19 protein-coding genes and 3 pseudogenes are annotated in these 18,306 nt (G+C 73.1%); 7 read left to right on the top strand and 15 right to left on the bottom strand.

Annotation, left to right across the window (positions count from 1 at the left end; all coding sequences use genetic code 11):
- The 5 genes from ACOTKD_RS37950 to ACOTKD_RS37930 all read left to right on the top strand — a co-directional run.
- Positions 1 to 782 (top strand): elongation factor 1-alpha C-terminal domain-related protein (locus tag ACOTKD_RS37950; RefSeq protein ID WP_424893575.1); only part of this gene is annotated, 782 nt, incomplete at its 5' end.
- 227 nt (positions 783 to 1,009) lie between these two features.
- Positions 1,010 to 2,383, top strand: coding sequence for an MFS transporter (locus ACOTKD_RS37945; RefSeq protein WP_424893574.1), 1,374 nt, complete (start codon positions 1,010 to 1,012; stop codon positions 2,381 to 2,383).
- A 33-nt stretch (positions 2,384 to 2,416) separates the two neighbouring features.
- Positions 2,417 to 2,914 (top strand): MarR family winged helix-turn-helix transcriptional regulator, encoded by a 498-nt coding sequence (locus ACOTKD_RS37940; protein WP_424893573.1) that lies wholly within the window; start codon positions 2,417 to 2,419, stop codon positions 2,912 to 2,914.
- Positions 2,915 to 3,025: 111 nt separating this feature from the next.
- Positions 3,026 to 3,874, top strand: a complete 849-nt coding sequence (locus ACOTKD_RS37935; RefSeq protein WP_424893572.1) for a shikimate dehydrogenase family protein — start codon at positions 3,026 to 3,028, stop codon at positions 3,872 to 3,874.
- A complete protein-coding gene (locus ACOTKD_RS37930; RefSeq protein WP_424893571.1) occupies positions 3,871 to 4,788 on the top strand; it encodes an ROK family protein in 918 nt (305 codons plus the stop codon). The genes ACOTKD_RS37935 and ACOTKD_RS37930 overlap by 4 nt, the downstream gene beginning before the upstream one ends.
- A 54-nt stretch (positions 4,789 to 4,842) precedes the next feature.
- Here ACOTKD_RS37930 and ACOTKD_RS37925 read toward each other — a convergent pair whose 3' ends face one another.
- The 9 genes and pseudogenes from ACOTKD_RS37925 to ACOTKD_RS37885 all read right to left on the bottom strand — a co-directional run bounded on the left by ACOTKD_RS37925 (position 4,843) and on the right by ACOTKD_RS37885 (position 11,518).
- Positions 4,843 to 5,388, bottom strand: coding sequence for a hypothetical protein (locus ACOTKD_RS37925; RefSeq protein WP_424893570.1), 546 nt, complete (start codon positions 5,386 to 5,388; stop codon positions 4,843 to 4,845).
- A gap of 26 nt (positions 5,389 to 5,414) precedes the next feature.
- Positions 5,415 to 6,494, bottom strand: a complete 1,080-nt coding sequence (locus ACOTKD_RS37920; protein WP_424893569.1) for a NucA/NucB deoxyribonuclease domain-containing protein — start codon at positions 6,492 to 6,494, stop codon at positions 5,415 to 5,417.
- Between the two features lie 402 nt (positions 6,495 to 6,896).
- On the bottom strand, positions 6,897 to 7,766 hold the full coding sequence (locus ACOTKD_RS37915) for a class I SAM-dependent methyltransferase (protein WP_424893568.1): 870 nt from the start codon (positions 7,764 to 7,766) through the stop codon (positions 6,897 to 6,899).
- Positions 7,759 to 8,145 (bottom strand): VOC family protein, encoded by a 387-nt coding sequence (locus ACOTKD_RS37910; RefSeq protein WP_424893567.1) that lies wholly within the window; start codon positions 8,143 to 8,145, stop codon positions 7,759 to 7,761. Before ACOTKD_RS37910 ends, ACOTKD_RS37915 begins: the two co-directional genes overlap by 8 nt.
- Positions 8,142 to 8,318 carry a ribbon-helix-helix protein, CopG family gene (locus tag ACOTKD_RS37905; RefSeq protein WP_424893566.1) on the bottom strand — a complete coding sequence of 59 codons (177 nt, stop codon included), beginning with the start codon at positions 8,316 to 8,318 and terminating at the stop codon, positions 8,142 to 8,144. The genes ACOTKD_RS37910 and ACOTKD_RS37905 overlap by 4 nt, the downstream gene beginning before the upstream one ends.
- A gap of 164 nt (positions 8,319 to 8,482) precedes the next feature.
- A pseudogene (locus tag ACOTKD_RS37900) lies at positions 8,483 to 9,409 on the bottom strand (AAA family ATPase); the annotation flags it as partial.
- Positions 9,313 to 10,259: pseudogene (locus ACOTKD_RS37895) on the bottom strand (hypothetical protein); the annotation flags it as partial. The pseudogenes ACOTKD_RS37900 and ACOTKD_RS37895, both read right to left, overlap by 97 nt.
- A gap of 322 nt (positions 10,260 to 10,581) precedes the next feature.
- Positions 10,582 to 11,151, bottom strand: coding sequence for a YbaK/EbsC family protein (locus tag ACOTKD_RS37890; protein WP_424893565.1), 570 nt, complete (start codon positions 11,149 to 11,151; stop codon positions 10,582 to 10,584).
- A gap of 28 nt (positions 11,152 to 11,179) precedes the next feature.
- Positions 11,180 to 11,518 (bottom strand): ArsR/SmtB family transcription factor, encoded by a 339-nt coding sequence (locus tag ACOTKD_RS37885; RefSeq protein WP_424893564.1) that lies wholly within the window; start codon positions 11,516 to 11,518, stop codon positions 11,180 to 11,182.
- A gap of 190 nt (positions 11,519 to 11,708) precedes the next feature.
- Here ACOTKD_RS37885 and ACOTKD_RS37880 point away from each other — a divergent pair, with 190 nt between their 5' ends.
- Positions 11,709 to 12,707: a zinc-dependent alcohol dehydrogenase family protein gene (locus tag ACOTKD_RS37880; RefSeq protein ID WP_424893563.1), complete on the top strand. Its 999-nt coding sequence runs from the start codon at positions 11,709 to 11,711 to the stop codon at positions 12,705 to 12,707.
- Between the two features lie 53 nt (positions 12,708 to 12,760).
- Here ACOTKD_RS37880 and ACOTKD_RS37875 read toward each other — a convergent pair whose 3' ends face one another.
- The 6 genes from ACOTKD_RS37875 to ACOTKD_RS37850 form a co-directional block, all read right to left on the bottom strand.
- On the bottom strand, positions 12,761 to 13,339 hold the full coding sequence (locus tag ACOTKD_RS37875) for a hypothetical protein (RefSeq protein ID WP_424893562.1): 579 nt from the start codon (positions 13,337 to 13,339) through the stop codon (positions 12,761 to 12,763).
- The gene (locus ACOTKD_RS37870; protein WP_424893561.1) at positions 13,336 to 13,722 is read right to left on the bottom strand and encodes a PadR family transcriptional regulator; all 387 of its coding nucleotides are present in this window, start codon (positions 13,720 to 13,722) and stop codon (positions 13,336 to 13,338) included. The genes ACOTKD_RS37875 and ACOTKD_RS37870 overlap by 4 nt, the downstream gene beginning before the upstream one ends.
- A gap of 92 nt (positions 13,723 to 13,814) precedes the next feature.
- The gene (locus ACOTKD_RS37865; RefSeq protein WP_424893560.1) at positions 13,815 to 15,062 is read right to left on the bottom strand and encodes a cytochrome P450; all 1,248 of its coding nucleotides are present in this window, start codon (positions 15,060 to 15,062) and stop codon (positions 13,815 to 13,817) included.
- Positions 15,063 to 15,078: 16 nt separating this feature from the next.
- Positions 15,079 to 16,458: an NAD(P)/FAD-dependent oxidoreductase gene (locus ACOTKD_RS37860; protein WP_424893559.1), complete on the bottom strand. Its 1,380-nt coding sequence runs from the start codon at positions 16,456 to 16,458 to the stop codon at positions 15,079 to 15,081.
- Positions 16,448 to 16,663 (bottom strand): ferredoxin, encoded by a 216-nt coding sequence (locus ACOTKD_RS37855; protein ID WP_424893558.1) that lies wholly within the window; start codon positions 16,661 to 16,663, stop codon positions 16,448 to 16,450. Before ACOTKD_RS37855 ends, ACOTKD_RS37860 begins: the two co-directional genes overlap by 11 nt.
- A gap of 114 nt (positions 16,664 to 16,777) precedes the next feature.
- On the bottom strand, positions 16,778 to 17,194 hold the full coding sequence (locus ACOTKD_RS37850) for a hypothetical protein (protein ID WP_424893557.1): 417 nt from the start codon (positions 17,192 to 17,194) through the stop codon (positions 16,778 to 16,780).
- A gap of 451 nt (positions 17,195 to 17,645) precedes the next feature.
- On the opposite strand from ACOTKD_RS37850, the pseudogene ACOTKD_RS37845 reads away from it, so the two are divergent.
- Positions 17,646 to 18,306, top strand: a pseudogene (locus ACOTKD_RS37845) (hypothetical protein); the annotation flags it as partial.

Genomic DNA, 18,306 nt, shown 5'->3' with positions numbered 1-18,306 from the left:
CGATCGCCGAGGAATTCGCCGCCTACGCAAGCTCCCTGGGAATACCGGAAATCACCACGATCCCGGTCTCGGCGCTCGCCGGGGACAACGTCGTCACCCCCTCCCCCCACATGGACTGGTACGGCGGACCCACCGTCCTGGAGTACCTGGAGACGGTGCCGGTCGTCACCGACCCCACCACCGAACCCGCACGCTTCCCCGTCCAATACACCATCCGCCCCCAGACCCCCGCCCATCCGGACTACCGCGGCTACGCCGGGCAGATCACCTCCGGCGTCCTACGTGTCGGCGAGCCCGTCACCGTCCTGCCGTCGGGGTGCACCAGCACGATCGCGGCCATCGACGCCCTCGGCCAGAGCGTCGACATCGCCTGGGCCCCGCAGTCGGTGACGGTGCGCCTCGCCGACGACCTCGACATCTCCCGCGGCGACCTCATCACCCCCACCGACGCCGCGCCACCCGTCACCCAGGACATCGAGGCCACTGTCTGCCACCTCAGCGACCAGCCCCTCCTCCCCGGCGCCCGCGTCCTGCTCAAACACACCACCCGCACCGTCCGCGCCCTCGTCAAAGGCATTCCCTCCCGCCTCAGCCTCGACGACCTCTCCCAGCACCTCGCCCCCGGCCGCCTCGACCCCAACGAGATCGGGCGCGTCACCCTCCGCGCCGCCGAGCCCCTCGCCCTCGACGCTTACGCCGCCTCCCGTCACACCGGCTCCTTCCTCCTCATCGACCCCGGCGACGGCACGACGCTGGCGGGCGGGGTGATGGACTCCCGCTGAATCACCGTGGCTCCGAACGCTCCGAACGCTCCGAACGCTCCGAATGGCCGAACACCCGAACATCCGAATGCCCTTTGCGGAAGGCCTAGTTCTGAAGGATGACGCTCATCGGTCCGGTGGTCCATTGATCGGCAGGTGCACACTGAGGAGGATGGCGTCCCATGTCACACTTAACTTCCGGGCTGGACACCCCCCGGACCGGGCGACGCAGTGCGGGACCGGCATGGGTGGCCGTACTGGCGGCCTGCGTCGGGCAGTTCGTCGTCATCCTCGACGTGTCGGTGATCAACGTCGCTCTGCCGTCCATCCGTTCGGGCCTCGGCATCGGTGAAGGAAGCCTGCAGTGGGTGGTCAACGCCTACGTCATCACCTTCGCCGGGTTCCTGCTGCTGGGCGGCCGGACGTCCGACCTCTTCGGCCGCAAGAAGGTGTTCCTCCTCGGGCTCGGGGTGTTCACGGCGGCGAGCCTGCTGGGCGGCCTCGCCCAGTCCCCGTGGATGCTCATCGTGGCCCGGGCCCTGCAGGGCGTCGGAGCGGCCGTGCTGTCGCCCGCCACGCTGACGATCCTCACGACGACGTTCCCCGAGGGGAGCGGCCGGGTCAAGGCCGTCGCCGCGTGGACGGCGGTGGGCACGGGAGGCGGCGCCGCCGGCGGTCTCATCGGCGGCCTGCTCACCGACTACCTGTCCTGGCGGTGGGTCCTGCTCATCAACGTCCCGCTGGGCCTCGTCGTGATCGTGGCGTCGGCGGTGTGGCTGACGGAGAACAGGAGCGGTGAGGCGGCGGCGCGCCGGCTGGACCTGCCCGGAGCGGTACTGGCGACACTGGGCGTGGGAAGCCTGGCCTTCGGCATCTCGCAGAGCGAGGCGCACGGCTGGAGTTCGGCGCGGTCGCTCGTGCCCCTGCTCGCCGGTCTCGTCGCGCTCCTGGCCTTCGTCGCCGTGGAGCGCCGGGCCCGCGAGCCGCTGACGCCCCTCGGCATCTTCCGCGTGCGGTCGGTGTCCGTGGCCAACGTCATCACGGTGATCAGCGGCATGGCCTTCTACGCGATGTGGTACTTCCTCTCGCTCTACATGCAGAACGTCCTGGGCTACTCGGCCGTCGAGACCGGCCTCGCCCTGCTGCCGCACACCGCCTCCATCATCCTCTCCGCGCAGCTCGCGCCCCGGATCATGCGCCTGGTCGAGGGGCGCGTCCTGCTCGCGCTCGCCGGCCTGCTGACGGCGGCGGGTTTCTTCTGGCAGGCGGCCATGGGGGCCGGCGGCACGTTCCTGGGCACTCTGCTGGGGCCCGGCATCGCGTTCTCCTTCGGCGCGGGCCTGATGATGACGCTGCTGGCGGTCTTCGCCACCTCCGGGGTCGGCCCGTCCGAATCGGGGCTCGTGGCCGGGCTCGCCAACACCTCGCGCACCATAGGCGGCGCGCTGGGGCTGTCCGTCCTCGCCTCGGTCGCGGCGAGCCGCACGGCCGGTGCGGGGGGCGGTGGCCCGGAAGCGCTGGCCGCGGGCTACGGGCGGGCGTTCCTCGTGTCCGGGGTGATCATCGTGGTGAGCATGCTCGCCATCGTGTTCCTGCCCAAGTCCCGGCAGGCCTCCGGGTGATCCGTGAACGCCGCACCGTCACCGGGAGGTCCCGTGGGCTCTGACGCGCCGGCCGCGCCGGGCCCGCTCACCGAAGAGCAGCAGCACACCTGGCGGAACTTCGTGTACGCCACCCGGCTGGTGGAGGACTACCTGGACCGGTGCTTCCAGCGGCAGGCGGGCGTCCCCCACCTCTATTACGGGCTGCTCACACTGCTCTCCGAGGCTCCGCACCGGCGGATGCGCATGAGCGAGCTGGCACGCCGCGCGAAGATCACCCGGCCGAGGCTGTCGCACGCCGTCTCCCGCCTGGAGAAGTCCGGCTGGGCGCGTCGCGAAGCCTGCCCGGACGACCGGCGGGGGCAGGAGGCCGTCCTGACGGACAGCGGCGGGGAGATGGTCGCGCGGACGGCTCCCGGCCATGTCGCCGCCGTGCGCAGGGCCGTCTTCGACAGCCTGACCCCGGAGCAGGCCGGCCAGCTGAGCAGCATCTGCCGGGCCATCGAGGATGGCCTGGACCGCGAGGGGGCCGACGTTCCCTGGCTGCGCTGAGGAACACCGGCGGCGGGGGAGCGCGGTGTCAGGAGCCGAAGAGAGCCACAGGAGCCAAGGGGAGCCACCGGACCGGCCGGTGTCACCGGCCGGGGAAGGAGAGCGAGCGGCATGAGCGACTCCGCACCGGGGCCCGCCCCCGGCGCAGGCCCGGAGATCTCCGGGACGACACGGCTGTTCGCGGTCATCGGGGACCCCGTGGCACAGGTGCGGGCCCCCGGGCTGCTCAACCCCCTCTTCCGGCGGCTCGGCACCGACGCCGTCCTCGTCCCGCTCCACGTCCGCCCGGAGGGCCTCGACGAGGCCCTCCGGGGGCTGCGGGAGACCAGGAACCTCGACGGACTGCTGATCACGGTTCCGCACAAGGCGGCCTGTCTGAGGTTCGCCGACGACGTCAGCCCCGCCGCCGCGCTGAGCGGCTCCACCAACGCGATGCGCCGGGAGGCGGACGGGCGCTGGCTCGCGGAGAACTTCGACGGGGAGGGCTTCGTCCGGGGACTGCGCGCGGCGGGGTGCGACCCGCGCGGGGTGCGCGTCGCCCAGGCGGGAGCGGGCGGCGCCGGCAGTGCCATCGCCGTGGCGCTGCTCGGGGCCGGAGCCGAGGTCGCCGTATGGGACCGGGACGCGGCCCGCGCCGACGCCCTCGCCGGCAGGCTCGCCGTACGGTGGCCCGGCCGGATCGCCGCCACGAAGGGGCCGGTCGCCGCCGGCATCATGGTCAACGCCACCCCGATGGGGATGCGCCCGGACGACCCGCTGCCCTTCGATCCGGCAGGTCTCGCGCACGGCACCCTCGTGGCCGACATCGTCATGAAGCCGCGCCGCACGGCCCTCCTCCGCGCCGCCGAGGAGGCGGGCCTCCCCGTGCACTACGGGGAGCCGATGCTGACCGAACAGCTCCCCCTCTACCGCGAGTTCTTCAGGATCGGCGGCCCCGGCGCTCCCACGGCTCCGGCATGAGCGTCCTGGGCGTCGACCTCGGGGGCACCAAGGTGGCGCTCCGGCTGGAGCCCGACACCGGTGCCGGAGCCGGGCCGGTGCACAGCACGTTCCCCTGGCCCGCCGACGGCGGTGCGGCCGCCGACCTGGCCGCTCTCGCTGCCGCCGTGGCGGCCCTGCGCCGGGCACCGGCGGGTGATCCGGTGACCGCGGTGGGCGTCGCCGTACCCGCGACCCTGGATGCCTCCGGGCGCGTGCGGGGCTGGCCGAACCGGCCCTCCTGGCGGGGCCTGGACCTCGTACGGGAACTGACGGGCCTGTGGCCGGGGGCCGAGGTGCGCCTGGCGGACGACGGAGACCTCGCGGCGCTGGCCGAGGCCGGGGCCGCGGGCTGCCCGGACCTCGTCCACTTCGGCGTCGGAACGGGCGTCGGCGGCGGCATGGTGCTCGGCGGCGTCCTGTGCCCCGGCACGGCGCGGGGCTCCTGCGAGGTCGGGCACGTGATCGTCGACCGGGCGGGGGAGCGCTGCGACTGCGGGCGGCACGGCTGTGTGCAGTCCGTCGCCTCGGGGCGGGCGGTCCTCCGGCGCGCCGCCCGGCGGCTCGGCCGCGACGTCGGGTTCGAGGCGCTGCGGGAGGCCTGGCAGGAGGCGGAGCCGTGGGCCCTGGAGACGGTGGGGGAGGGCGCCGCCGCCCTCGCCGCCGCCGTCGTGAGCCTGTGCGAACTGGTGCGCCCCCGGCTCGTGACGGTCGGCGGCGGCTTCGCCGCGGGGCTGCCGGGCTATGTGGAGGAGGTGTCCCGCCGGGTGCGGCAGCTCGAACGGCCGGAGGGACCGGAGATCCTCCTCCGGCCCGCCGCGCTCGGCGCGCTGTCGTCCCTGGACGGCGCGGTGCTCCTGGCCCGGGGAGCGGCACCGCCCACGCGCGGCGGGTGACCTTTTCGCTGCAGGTGACCTACGAACGACGTCGCTGCAGGTGTCCTTGAAGGACTACCCTTCGGCGGCCTCGCGGCGCCAGGTCTCTCCCAGCTCGTCGGTGAGCTTGAGCGCGTGCGGCGGAGCCGGCGGCGCGGGCCAGACCTGGATCAGGTGCTCCTCCACCGGCGCCGGACCGGCCTGCTCCGTCCCTGTGCCGTCGTCGTCCGCGCCCAGGTCCCGGCCGCGCACGCTCACCCGCATCCGGTACGTGCCGGGCCCGGACCAGGCGAGGTCGGGCAGCCCGGCCGGCCCGCCCTCCACATTGACCACGTGCGCGGTCCCGGTCGCGGTGTAGCTGTCCTCGACGATGTCCTCCCACGCGGTGTCGTCGACGGCGGGGGCACCGTTCCACAGCTCCACGCGGATGCCGATGTCGCCCTGGTCCGTACCCGTGATGACCAGCGCACCGTCGGTGCCCGCGGCGAACAGGCCGGTGGCGGCCACCTCGCCGGTACCGGGAATGCTGTCCTGCGCGTCTTCCGCCCCGGGGCTCAGGATCGCGTACTGGCCCTCGGGGACGGACAAGCGGGCCGTGGCGGCCCCGATCAGGTCCGGCACGACCCGCTCCATCCTCTGGACTGCGGCTACTTGGTGATCTCCACCCAGAACTCATCGTAGTCCAGGACCCGGTTCTGCATGATGAACCGGCCGCGGTACTTGAACCCGCCCTCCGTGCGGTTCTCGCTCAGCGGCACCGGAGCGGTGGAGTAGTCCGGATTGAGCGCCGCGCCCTCGTAGCTGCCGGCGAAGGGGTACTCGTCGCAGCTCTTGGGCTTGTAGCTGTTCTTCACGGCCGTCGTGCAGGCCGTGTCCCGGTTCGCCCTGGACAGGTCGCCGTTGGGCAGCCTGTGCAGCGGGTACCCCTTGTCCACGACGCCCCAGGGCTTCTTCAGCTTGTGCTTCTGGGCGTCCTCGATGTGCTCGGCGACGCCCTTGACCGCCTTGTCGCCCTTGCTCAGCCGGTAGACGGGCTTCACCAGCGGGTGCACGCAGCCGCGGCCGATGTTGCCGATGTTCTTCGCGCTGTCGCAGCGGACCGGAGCGATGTTGCCGAGGGTGAAGTGGGCCTTCTCGGGACTGGACGGGTGGCTGACCGTCACCTTCGTCTGCGGTGCGTGCCCCACGAGGGCGTCGCCCGGGGAGTTCACCTTGAACGTGTACGTGTTGGTCGAGGTGCCCCACAGGCCCCAGAAGAGCTTGGGACCGACGATGCCGGGCGTGGAGGTGCAGCCGTTCCCCTGGGACGCCTTGCAGTCCACCTCGGCGCTGGCCATCGTGCCGAACTTGGCGACGCCGAAGGACCTGACCATCTTCAGCTCCGCCTCCTGCTCCCAGGTGGCGGACTTGTAGTTGAGCCTCGTCTTGTTCTTCGAGTCGAACAGGGCCGTCCCGATGACCTTTCCGCTCGGGATCTCCACGATCGAGACGATCAGGTACTTCTCGGCGCAGGAGGAGAAGCGGTCGGAGACCTGCTCCCCGACCCGGCACCCCGCCGCCTGCGCGCTGAGCGCCGCGTCCTGGGGTATCTCGGAGGGCTGTGCCTCCCGGATCTCGATCCTCGTCTGCTGCTGCTTCTCCTGCCCCTGGGCGGCGGCCGGCGAGGTGACGCCGAGGGCCAGTGCCCCCACGGCCGCGGCCGTCAGCAGTGTTCCGCGGGCTGTCAAGCGGTCCCCCTTGAGTGGGCGTGCGGCCGAAAAACGGCCGCACGATCGTGTGCACGACAACAGGCCGAGCATGCTACCCGGGGTGCACCCGGCTCACGACGGGACTGGTGGGGATACCGCGAAAACAGGAAAGTTCACTGGCGGGAGCGGCCGTACGGGCTCGATGCGGCTCCAAGTGGAGGGAAAACAGCGAGATTTGAGGTTTGGGTGGCGTGAATTGTTTCTGCAGGCCGTCGGGGCGGGAGCCGTGATCGACGGGGGCGCGGCGGGCGGCGACGATCCCGGCGCGCCCCCTGGAGTATTACGCAACCTCTCTGCGTATTGGCTGAATCTCGACGTAGGCGGGGGCCTGCAGAGCCGCTTCCCGCGCGGCGCCGGGAGCGGCGTCGCGTTGCCCGCCGGCTACACCTCGGCCACGAGGAATTGTTCGGCCCTGGGCGGGCGCAGACCGTCGGGGCGGCCGGCGAAGTAGCGAGCGGCCAGGTCGTCGGGGGACACGTGCACGGCCTTCGTGAACCCCGCCTCCAGAGCCGCCTGCCGCATCTCATCCGGTGAGTACAGGCTGATGAACGGGGTGCCCGATGCGGCGGCGTTACGCATCGAGAACTCCTGGACCTGCCGCTGGTCCGGGTCGAGCATGTCCAGCGGCAGCAGGAACGTCGTGGCGAACATGGAACCGGGCGCGAGCGCGGCGACCTGGCGCAGCGTCGTGGCGTTGGTTTCGCGCGTGAGGTACATGCTGACGCCGGTCGACGCGACGACCGCCGGCTTCTGCGGATCGAACCCGGCGGCGGTCAGCCGCTCCCACCATGAGTCGCCGGCCTCGAAGTCGACGGGTACGAAGGTCAGCCACGACGGGATGCCGTAACCGAGCCCGGCCAGGCGCTGCCGCTTCCACGCCTGCGTGTCCGGCTGGTCGACCTCGAAAACCCTGAGGCGGGAGCCGAGTTCGGTGCGCCTCTGCGCGAAGGAGTCCAGGCCGGCGCCGAGGATGACGTACTGCGTGGCGCCGGCGTCGGCGCGTTCGGCGACGAGGTCCTCGACGAAGCGGGCGCGGGCGACGATGGACGCGCGGACGCCGCTGACCCCCGGCATGGTCATGTCGCCGCGCTCGCGCCAGTCGTGCCCGGGGCCGGCCAGCTCGAGCCCGATCTCGTCGTCGAGCACGTGCGGCGGGGCGTCGGCCTGGACGTGAAGGGCGCGCCACAGGGCGACGCGCACGGCGGTGTGGTCGGGTTCGTGCGCGCGGGAGAGGTGCTGCCCGTCATCCATGGTGCTGTCCTTCCGTGCCGTCGTTTCCGTCCTTGTCATCGAGGAGCGGGGCTTCGAGGGCGACGATCCGCCCGTCGGGGTCGCGGACCAGCGCCTGCCGGACGCCCCAGTGCGTCGGCGTGAACCGCTGGGCGAAATCCGGCGCGCGTCCGGGCGCGAAGGCCTCGGCGTCGGCCACCTTCAGCACGGGGTGGGTGACGAGCTCGCGTTCGTGCTGCTCGACGATGAACACGTAGGGCCCGCCGCCCGGATGGGACCAGTGCCCGGAGCCGTGGTCGGTCTCCAGCACGTTCTCGAAGCCGAGCGACTTCCAGAAAGCAGCGGTCGCACCGTAGTTGCGGGTCTCGATGAGGAACCCCTCGATGCCGTCAGTCGTCATGCACGCTCTCCTTCCTTCCCAGCGGCGGCGACGCGCTGGAGGTACTCGGTCAGGGCCGTCTCGACAATCGCGGAGAGCGACCGCTCGGTGTCGACAGCGTGGTGCTTGACCTCGCGGACGAGGTCGACGGGCAGGTAGACGTTGAACTGCTTCACCTGTCTCTCGGCAGCCATGGTTAGGATGCTAGCAATCTAGAAGCGTGCCGGGGTAGTTGTTTTGCCGGAGACGCGGCCCGGCACGTGATGCGGGTGCGACGACTCGGGCCCGGGCGCGGGAGCGGCCACCCGGGCCCGGCATCCCGGTCGGCTACGAGCCGATGTCGACCACCCTCGCCCACGCCGGCGGCGCGTCCGGCTCGTACTCGGGACCGTCCTCGCTCCAGGACGAGCCCGCCCGCTGCCGCGGGAAGAGGCCCACCACCGTCCGGCACGGCGGCCGGGACGTCCCAGTCCTCGCGGCGCAGCGTGGCGAGCGTGGTCGCGGGGACGACCACCAGGTCCGGGGCCCCGGTCTCCGCCGCCCGGGCCAGCAGCTCCCACGCCGCGTCCCAGCGGGCCTTCTCCGGGCGGCCGCGGACCGCCTCCACCACGTCGTCGAGCACGGCCTGGCGCAGGTCCCCCCGCTCGGGCAGGACGGCACTCGCGGGGTCGGCGAGCAGGGTCTCGGGGTCCGGCAGGTCCATCCGGTCCAGGGCCGCCAGCAGTTCCAGCCCCGGACCGTCCCCGACGGTGCCCCTGACCAGAAGGGACAGCACTTCCCGGGAAGATCCGGCCGCGGTCGCGAAGGCGATCAGGGTCAGGGCCGACTCCCAGCTGCGGGGCGACGGCCAGGCGCCGCCCCGGCGCGTCTCGCTGCCGGGCAGCTGGTGCACGAGCTTGGGGCGGGCGGCGAGGAGCCCGCACACCGCGCGGCGGGCGAGGTCCACGGCCTCCGGCAGCTTCTCCCGCCCGAGTCGCGGCAGCGTCGCCCGGGGCCAGGTCCCGCCGAGGCCACGGACGACGACCTCGTGGTCGTGGATCCACTGGAGGTGGACGAACCGGTTGGCGAGCGGCGGGCTCAGCTCCCAGCCGTCGGCGGCCGAGGACCGCGGATTGGCGGCGGCCACGATCCGGACCCCGGGCGGCAGGCGCAGGGCGCCGATCCGCCGTTCGAGCACGAGCCGGAGCAGGGCGGCCCGGCCTGCGAGTGGCCCGGCACCAGTGCGGAGGCGACCAGCGGATGCAGCCGGCCGGCCTCGATCGCGCCGGTCCGGATCAGCTCCAGGTCGGGCAGCACCCAGGTCGCCGCGTCGGGCAGGACGGGCAGCGCGGAGGCGTCGCCCGCCTTGTCCGCCGCCGTGACCCGCAGTTCGGGCGGCGTCGCGTCGTTCCCGTCCGCGGCCAGGTCCAGGATCAGCCGGCGGCGGGCCCCGTGCCGTACGGCCACGGCACCGGCTGGCCGGCCCTCGGAGCGGAGCAGGATCCGCGCCTCGGCCGCCCACCGGTCGACCGCGCAGTGATACCCCTGCGGCACCGTCCCCGGCAGCTCCAGGGCGGGCATGACCGAGTCGCCGGCGTCCGGCCGCTTGTCGGCCCCGGACCGTACCCGCAGCTCATCCGCCCTGTGCGCGTCCCACAAGTGACGATGCAGGTCGAGGCGGAAGCGCCGGTCGGGGTGGGGGTGCGGGTGATGGCGGGCGGGCCCGGTGTGCGCTCCGTCCCACAGTGCGAGGCTGATCCGCTGTCCGGCGTCCGCCCAGGCGGGCGGCGTCCGGACCACCAGGTGCGGCGGACACGCGCCGTCCCGCCCCGGGGTGTCGTACCGGGCCAGGGCGATGGTCAGCCCGGCCGCAGCAGCCCGTCGGGTGTGATCCTCGGCATGTGCCAGCGCAGCAGGTCGGGCGCGAGACGGCGGAGGTCGGCCCGGATCAGGGCCGCGAGTTCCCGGCCGTGACGACGCGCCACGGAACGGAGGTTGAGGTCGGCAACGATGCCTGCGGCGGCGCACGCCCCCGCCCAGTCCCCGGCACGGCGGCGGGCGGTCGCAGACTCGATCATGGACGCCGGCACGGCGAACTCGCGCACGCGCAGCCAGAAGGAAAGGCGGGGATCCCCTGTCGCGGTCTGAGTGAGCATCAGCACTCACCTTGCGCGGACGGGACCCCCAATCTGTCACGAGAGGAAGTCATCATCGCGGTGACCGTAACGTGCCCCGCCGCGAACCCGCGAGGTATTTCCGGGGGCCCGTATCCGCTGCTCCGCGCCATGAAGTGTGCCGGGCTGATCGCGGGCCATCTCAGGTGGAAGTCCGTTCCGCCCTCCGGGATCTCGCTGCTCGGGCTGGTCCGGCACCTGGCGGAAGCGGATCGGTCGGGGGGAGTAACCGCATCCGCAGGAGAGGGGCCGGTACCGGAAGGCGTTGCCCCGGTCCCGGCCCGTAGCCGTGTACGGGGCGTTCTCAGAGAGCCAGGCCGGTGACGACCTCGGCGTTCGGCAACCGGGCCAGGAGCGCGCCGGGCAGGATCAGCTTGCTGCGGCGCTTGCCGCTGCCGATGAGGACGTACGGAGCGGCGGCGACGGCCTCGTCGACGAGCAGGGGCCATCCCTCCGGCAGGCCGACGGGGGTGATCCCGCCGTACTCCATGCCCGTCTCCGCCACGGCCGTGTCCATCGGAGCGAACGACGCCTTACGGGCCCCGAGGCGCTTGCGCACCGCCGAGTTGACGTCGACGCGTGTGGTCGCGAGGGCGACGCACGCCGCGTGCGTCACCGCCCCGCCGCGTTTGGCGGCGATGACGACGCAGTTCGCCGAGACGTCCAGGGGGACGTCGTACGCCGCGCTGAAGGCCGCGGTGTCGGCCACCTCCGGATCGGTGTCGACGACCAGCACGGACTCGACGGGCCCGGCGTCGTCGTCCCACTTCCCGAGTGCCGCGGCCACGGGGTCCGCGACGAGGTCGGGCCGGCTTGCGGCGGGCCATGACGCGTCGAAGCGGCCGAAGGGAACGGTCGGCGAGGAACTGATCATGAGGTCATGGTAGGCCGTGCCCCGCGGTTCACTGCGGATCGCGCTGTGCCAGCAGCGCGCTCAGCAGGCCCGGGAAGGCTTCGTCGAACTCGTCGCGGCGCAGTGTGTTCATGCGGGACGTGCCGACGTAGTACTGGCGGATGAGGCCGGCCTCGCGCAGCACGTGGAAGTGGTGGGTGGCGGTGGACTTGCTGACCGGCAGGTCGATCGTGCCGCAGGTGAGGTCCCGGCCGGCGGCGTCCAGCTCGCGGACGATGCGGCGGCGCACCGGGTCGACCAGGGCCTCCAGCACCTGCTGCAGGGTGATCGTGCGGAGGTCGGGGTGCGGCGGGACGCGCTCCCGCCCGCTTCGCCGTGCGGTCGTCATCGTCGTGCGCCGCCTTTCTGCTCGTGTCCTGAGACGTATTCCTATTCCTGCGCCGTGTTCCTGCTCGCGTCCTGCGACGCACATCAAAGTATGACGCACATCAAAGTTTGACAGTGATCGTACTTTGGGTTTGAGTGAGGCACGACGGCGCGCGTCCGCGCAACCGTCATCGACCGAAGGGGGATGCGTGATGGCCAGAACGGTGCGGTTCCACGAACACGGCGGACCGGACGTGCTGCGGCTGGAGGACGTGGAGGTCGGCGAGCCCGGGCCCGGCGAGCTGCTGATCCGCGTGGACGCGATCGGGCTCAACCGTGCCGAGGTGCTGTTCCGCAGCGGCCACTACATCGAGTCGGCCAAGGAGTTCCCCGCCCGGCTCGGGGCCGAGGCCGCCGGAGTGGTCGAGGCGGTGGGGGCGGGCGTGACGGGGTTCGCGGCCGGTCAGCCGGTGAGCGTGGTGCCCGCGTTCTCGATGAACGACTACGCCGTCTACGCCGAGCGTGCGATCGTCCCCGCGTCCGCGGTGGTGCACCGCCCCGACGGGCTCGGCGCGGTCGAGGGCGCTGCGGTGTGGATGCCGTACCTGACGGCCTACGGGGCACTCGTTGAGGTCGGCGGCATGCGTGCCGGGGACACGGTCGTGCTGACCGCGGCTTCCAGCAGCGTGGGCCTGGCCGCGATCCGGATCGCCCAGCGCGTCGGCGCCGTTCCCATCGCCACCACCCGCACCACCGCCAAGAGGGACGCCCTCCTCGAAGCCGGCGCGGCCGAGGTGATCGTCACCGAGGAGGAGGACGTCGTCGAGCGGGTGCTGGGCCTGACGCGGGGGCGCGGCGCCGAGTTCGTCTTCGACGCCATCGCCGGCCCCGGCGTGGTGGACCTGGCCAAGGCCGTCGCCCCCGGCGGCACGCTCTTCCTGTACGGGGCGCTGAGCGGCAAGCTGACGCCCTACCCCGGCTTCGACCTCGGCATGCCCGCGCTCAACATGCGCACCTTCACCCTCTTCGAGACGACCACGGATCCGCAGCGACTGCGCCGGGCCGAGGCCTTCGTCGCCTCCGGTCTGCGTACCGGCGCCTTCCGGCCCGCCGTGGACCGCACCTTCGGCCTTGAAGAGATCGCCGAGGCGCACCGTTACATGGAGGCGGGTGCCCAGGTCGGAAAGATCGTGGTCACCGTCGACCACTGACGTCGTCCGCCGTGACCGAGTGCGTGGAGCAGGCCGCTGCCCGGCGGCCCCCGCTATGCGGCGGCCGCCCGCTCCCCGCGCTTGCCGCGCCACCACGAGACGGCGGACGCCACGAGGCCGGGAAGCAGGAACAGCCCCGTGGCCCACAGCGGCACGCGGAGCAGCACCGGTTCCTTTCCGATCAGGAAGAACACCAGGAGTACGGCCGACAGGGCGCAGGACAGCAGCATCCAGCGCCACACCGGCCAGTGCAGCACGGCCCGCCAGTACGGCGTGAACGTCATCAGCGCGCTGAAGAGGCAGACCGCCGCGACCGAACCGGGGACCAGCTCGGCCTCCGTGGTCCGGCCGACGAGGTGGCTCCCCAGCAGCAGTGCCACGGTTCCCGCGTAGGCGTGCCGCGCGAGGAGCCCGGGCGTGTTCCGTGGCGGGCGGGACGGGTGCTCCGCGGCCCAGGTGCTCGCGAAGGCGGTCACGTCGTCCCCCACCACGACTGCCGCGCTCTTGCCGGCCCTCGCCGAGTCCTCCAGGTGTTCCTGGAGCTCGGTGAGCATGTCGTCGACGGCGTCGCGGGGTATGTCGTGGAACATCCACTCGGTACGGCAGCGGTCGAGGATCTGATCGGGCGTCATCTGCCTTCCTCCGGTGTGTCTTCCTGCGCTGTTCCGGCCGAGAGCGCCTGGTCGACGGCGCCCCTGAAGGCCAGCCAGGCCGTGCGGCCGGCTTCCAGCTCGGCCAGTCCGGCCTCCGTCGGCCGGTAGTACTTCCGCGGTGCGCCGCCCGACGGTGACGGCGCCCGGTAGGTGTCGGCCAGGCCGTTCCGTTCCATGCGGGCCAGCAGCGGATAGATGCTGCCTTCGCTGACCAGCTCCAGGCCGCTCTCGCCGAGGGCCTCGACGATCTCGTAGCCGAAGCGCGGACGCTCGGCGATGAGTGCCAGCAGGCACAGGTCGAGCACCCCGCGCAGGAGTTGGCTGTGCCGCTGTTCCCTCGGCCCCGTGGGTTCCTTTCCCATGCGGTGCAAGATAGTTCAGGAGTATCTTGCACCGCAAGGTAATAGGGGCCGGGGTCATGGCCGGGGTCATGAAGGCCGGCGCCGCCGGCCGGTCAGCGCTCCGCCTGCGCGAGAGGCAGGTGGCGGGGGCCGCGCAGGACGGGGCTGTTGCGGTACTCCGGCGGGTCCTCCAGCAGCCGGGGGCTGCCGAGGCGGTTGACCAGCGTGGTGAGGGCGATCTGCGCCTCCAGGCGGGCGAGGGGCGCGCCGAAGCAGTTGTGGATGCCGCTGCCGAAGCCGAAATGCTGGTTGTCCTCGCGGGCGGGATCGAAGCGGTCGGGGTCGGGGAAGCGCAGCGGGTCACGGTTGCCCGAGGCGAGGACGAGGACCAGCGGCACGCCTTCGGGAATGGTCACTCCGGCGACCTCGATGTCGGCCAGCGGCGTGCGCTGCGGCAGGAACTGCACGGGAGGCTCGTAGCGCAGCACCTCCTCCACGGCCCTGGGCATCAGCTCGGGCTCGGCGCGCAGCCGTTCCAGCGCCCCGGGGTTGCGGAGGAGGGTGAGCATGCCGTTGGTGATGAGGTTGACGGTGGTCTCGTGCCCGGCGATCAGGAGCAGGACGGTGGTGACCATCAGCTCTTCCTGGGTGAGCCGTCCGTCCTGCCCGCCATCGTTGGCCAGGGCGGAGAGCATGTCACCGGTGGGGTGACGACGCCGCTGCTCGGCGAGCTCGCCGAGGTACAGGCCCATCGCCGCCCGGGCTTCCTGCGCGGCGCGCCGCCGCGGCCCGGGGTCCTCCCCGGGAGTGAAGTCCAGTCCGGTGACGACCGTGTCGGCCCAGGCGTGGACCTGGGGGATGTCCCCGGAGGGTACGCCGAGCAGGTCGCAGATGACGGTGACGGGCAGCGGGAAGGCGAAGTCGTCGACGAGGTCGAAGCGTTCCTTGTCCCGGAGGCCGTCCGCGAGCCGCTCGGCGATGCGGGCGATGTCGCCGCGCAGCGCGTCGACGCGGCCGGGGGAGTGGGGCGGGCCGAAGGGCCGCATGGCCAGGCGCCTGAGGCGGTCGTGCTCGGGGTCGTCCCGGCCGATGAAGGCGGGCGGCAGGCCCTCCGGCGGCAGGAGGGCGGGGTCGGGCTCGGTGCGGTTGCGCACGTCCGAGCTGACGCGCGGGTCGTGGAGCAGCGCGGCGATCTCGTCGTAGGTGCCCACCAGGTACTTGCCGTCCTCCTGCCGCGCGACCTTGTGCTCGCGGAGCTCGGCGTACAGGGGGTAGGGGTCGGCGCGGTGGGCGTAGTCGGTGATCCGGCGGAAGAGGGTTTCGGAGGACGAGGACGAGGACGAGGACGAGGACGAGGACATGGGACGGGCTCCTGGGTCAGCCGCCGGGCCGGATCAGCGTCAGGCGGCGGTCCGGAAGGTGGCCGGTGAGGGCGACGGTCGGGCCGTGGGTGAGGACCCGCGGGTCGGGGACGTCGGAGGGGACCGGCTCCAGATCCGCGAGGCGGTCGGTGGCGCCGGGGCCGGGCGGGAAGGGCGCGGCGGTCTCGATCAGGCGCTGGTAGTGCTCCAGCCATTTGGCCCGGTCGACGGTCACCGCGGCGGTGATGCGCCCGCGGTAGCCGTAGACCGCGACCAGACGGCGGTCCTCCGGCGAGCCCTGGGCGATCACCACCTGGTCGGAGAAGGTGGGCACGCCCACGGACTTGATGCTGAGGCCGAACTGGCTGGACCAGAACGACGGCACGGCCAGGTGGGGCCGCCGGAGCGGGCCGGGGGAGACCATGTTGTGGGCGGCCACCTCGGCCTGGGCGACCGCGTTGCCCCAGTGCTCCAGGGCGATCATCTGGTACTCGAAGAGCGGGTGCGGGAAGCGGGCCACGTCACCGGCGACGAAGACGTCGTCCGTGACGATCCCGTACATGGTGAACACCCGGCACCCCGCGTCGCAGGCCACGCCCCGGGGCCCGGCCGCGAGCCCCGAGTCGGCCAGCCACTCGGTGTTGCGGACCGCGCCCAGGCAGACCACCGCGACGTCGGCCTCGATCCGGCTCCCGTCGGAGAACTCGGCACCCGTGAGCCGGCCGCCGAAACCCTTCAGCGCGGTGACGGTGACCCCGCAGCGCAGGTCGACCCCGTGCGCCCGCTGCAGCTTGGTGGCCCAGTCGCCAACCGTGCCGCCCAGCGCGCCGATCAGCGGCGCCCGGCCGCGCTCGGCGACCGTCACCTCCAGGCCGCGCTCCCGGCAGGCCGAGGCGACCTCGGAACCGGTGAACCCGGCGCCGATGACCAGCACCCGGCCCGGGCCGGCGTCCAGGGCCGCGGCGAGGCGGCCCGCGTCGTCGCTGGTGCGGACCGTGAACACGCCCTCCAGCGCGGCCTCGTCGGGGACGGGCCAGGGGCGGGCGCGGGTGCCGGTGGCGATCAGTAGCCGGTCGAAGGGCAGGCGCTCGCCGTCGGCGAGCACCACACTCTTCCCGGTGGGGTCGAGCCCGGCGGCAGGCACGCCGAGCCTCCACCGCGCGCCGAGCGGGCGCCGTCCCGGCAGCCCGCAGTGCTCGGCCCCCGCCTTCCCGAGCAGCACCTGCTTGGACAGCGGCGGCCGGTCGTAGGGGAGCCGCGGCTCGTCCCCGACCAGGGTCAGCTCGCCCTCGAACCCCTCGTCACGGAGCGTCTCGGCCGCCCGCAGCCCGGCCAGCGAGGCCCCGACGATGACGATCCGCCCGTCGCGCCGCCCGTCGCGCGCCTCACTGAACACCGGCGTCGCCGCCCGCCTGCTCCCCGACCGCGATGGCCTGCACCGGACATGCCGCCGAGGCCCGGCGCACGTGCTCGTCCTGGCCGTCGGGAACGGCCGGGACGTACAGCAGCGCCTCCTCGCCGTGCAGCTCGAACACCTGCGGGGCGAGGAACACGCACTGCGCGTAGCCCTGGCACCGGTTGAGATCGACCACGATCTGCATTCCGCTCCTCCCGGCGCCCCCGTCCGCCACCTCCGTCTTACGCTCTTCCGGGCGGCGGCGCGGGCGGTGCTGCTCCATCCGGGGGAGGGCGGAAGAGGCAGGGAGGCCCGGCAGTCAGACGCGGGCGTTGAGCGTCATGAAGGACCGTCGCTCGATGAAGCGGCCGAAGACCGGGCGCACTTCGCCGCCCACGAGGTCGACACCGCACATGTACAGCTCCGGTCGGCCGGACAGCAGCTCGAAGTCCCGCACGGCATCCTCGAAGCGGCACACCACTCCCGGCTCGGAAGCCGAATCGATCAGCAGGACGTGTTCGTGCAGGGCCATGGGCGTCCGCCGGGCCCACTCCACCGCCTCGTCGTCCGAGACGCCGTCCAGTGCGAGCGAGCGATGCGGGATCTCCCGCCAGTCGATGCCCGATCCCGCCCACGGAAGCGTGCACAGGTACGCATCGAACTCACCTGAGAGCGACACCGGACCCGCGCTCGCGCCGTGCTCGTCAAGCCAGGGAGAGATGCCGTCGATGCGCATGCACAGAGGCTAGATCAACGGCTCCCGCCGCAGTGCCGCGGGCCGTCCCGGTCTCTGTTGCGGTGAAGTGCCCGCGCAAACCTTGAGAGGGGGTGATGGCCTGGTTTTCCGTCTATCGGAGGAATCTCGGGGAAGCGCGAGGCGGCTGCGCTGACGGGGCGTGCAGGCTGTTCCGCGTGACGGGGTGGCGGAGAACAGGGTACGCAGTGGTGCTGGCCACGACTGTCGTCCTCACGGTGACGGGCGGGGCTGCGGCGGACGACGGCGGCGCGAGTGCTTCGCTGGGCAACACGTCGGTGAACGCCGTCCTGCACAACCTGCCGAGGCTGCCGCCACGCCCGCCTTCGCACGCCAAGGTGAGTCTGCTGGGCGGAGCCGTGCAGGCGGAGGCGACCGACAGGGACGGGTGCGTGGACGCCACCGCGCAGGCGGTCACCGCGAAGGTGCACGTGTGGCTGTACCGCTGCAACGCGGCGCCGCCCGCCCCCGCGCCCCCGGGCCCCGGAGCTCCCGCTCCTGCTCCACCTGCCCCCGCGCCTCCCGCTCCCGCGCCTCCCGCTCCTGCCCCTCCCGCACCTGCCCCCGCGCCACCGGCACCTGCACCACCCGCTCCTGCCCCGCCTGCGCCTGGAGCCCCGGCCCCCGCGCCTCCGGCACCTGCGCCCGCCCCGCCTGCGCCCGCTCCACCCGCACCAGCCCCGGCACCCCCGGCTCCTGCCCCGCCTGCGCCCGGAGCCCCGGCGCCTGCTCCACCCGCGCCTGCGCCCGGCGCTCCGGCTCCCGTTCCGCCCGCGCCCGCTGCCCCCGCTCCTGCCCCACCGGCCCCCGCTCCCGCGGCGCCTGCTCCCGCCCCGCCCGCACCGCCCGCCCCGCCCGCGCCCGCCCCACCGGCTCCCGCGCCTCCTGCCCCACCGGCCCCTGCACCCCCGGCCCCCGACCCACCGGCTCCGGCACCTCCCGCCCCACCGGCCCCTGCACCGCCCGCGCCCCCCGCTCCACCGCCTCCCGCGCCCGCCCCACCACCAGCACCCGCACCACCGGCGCCCCCGGCTCCTGCGCCCCCGGCTCCAGCACCTCCTCCCGCGCCCCCGGCCCCCGCTCCCGCACCCCCT

This window comes from Streptomyces sp. XH2 (assembly GCF_049725035.1).
GTDB classification, from domain to species: domain Bacteria; phylum Actinomycetota; class Actinomycetes; order Streptomycetales; family Streptomycetaceae; genus Streptomyces; species Streptomyces roseoverticillatus.
Note: the sequence above shows the minus strand (reverse complement) of the source record. Positions and strands in the feature narration are given on the sequence as shown.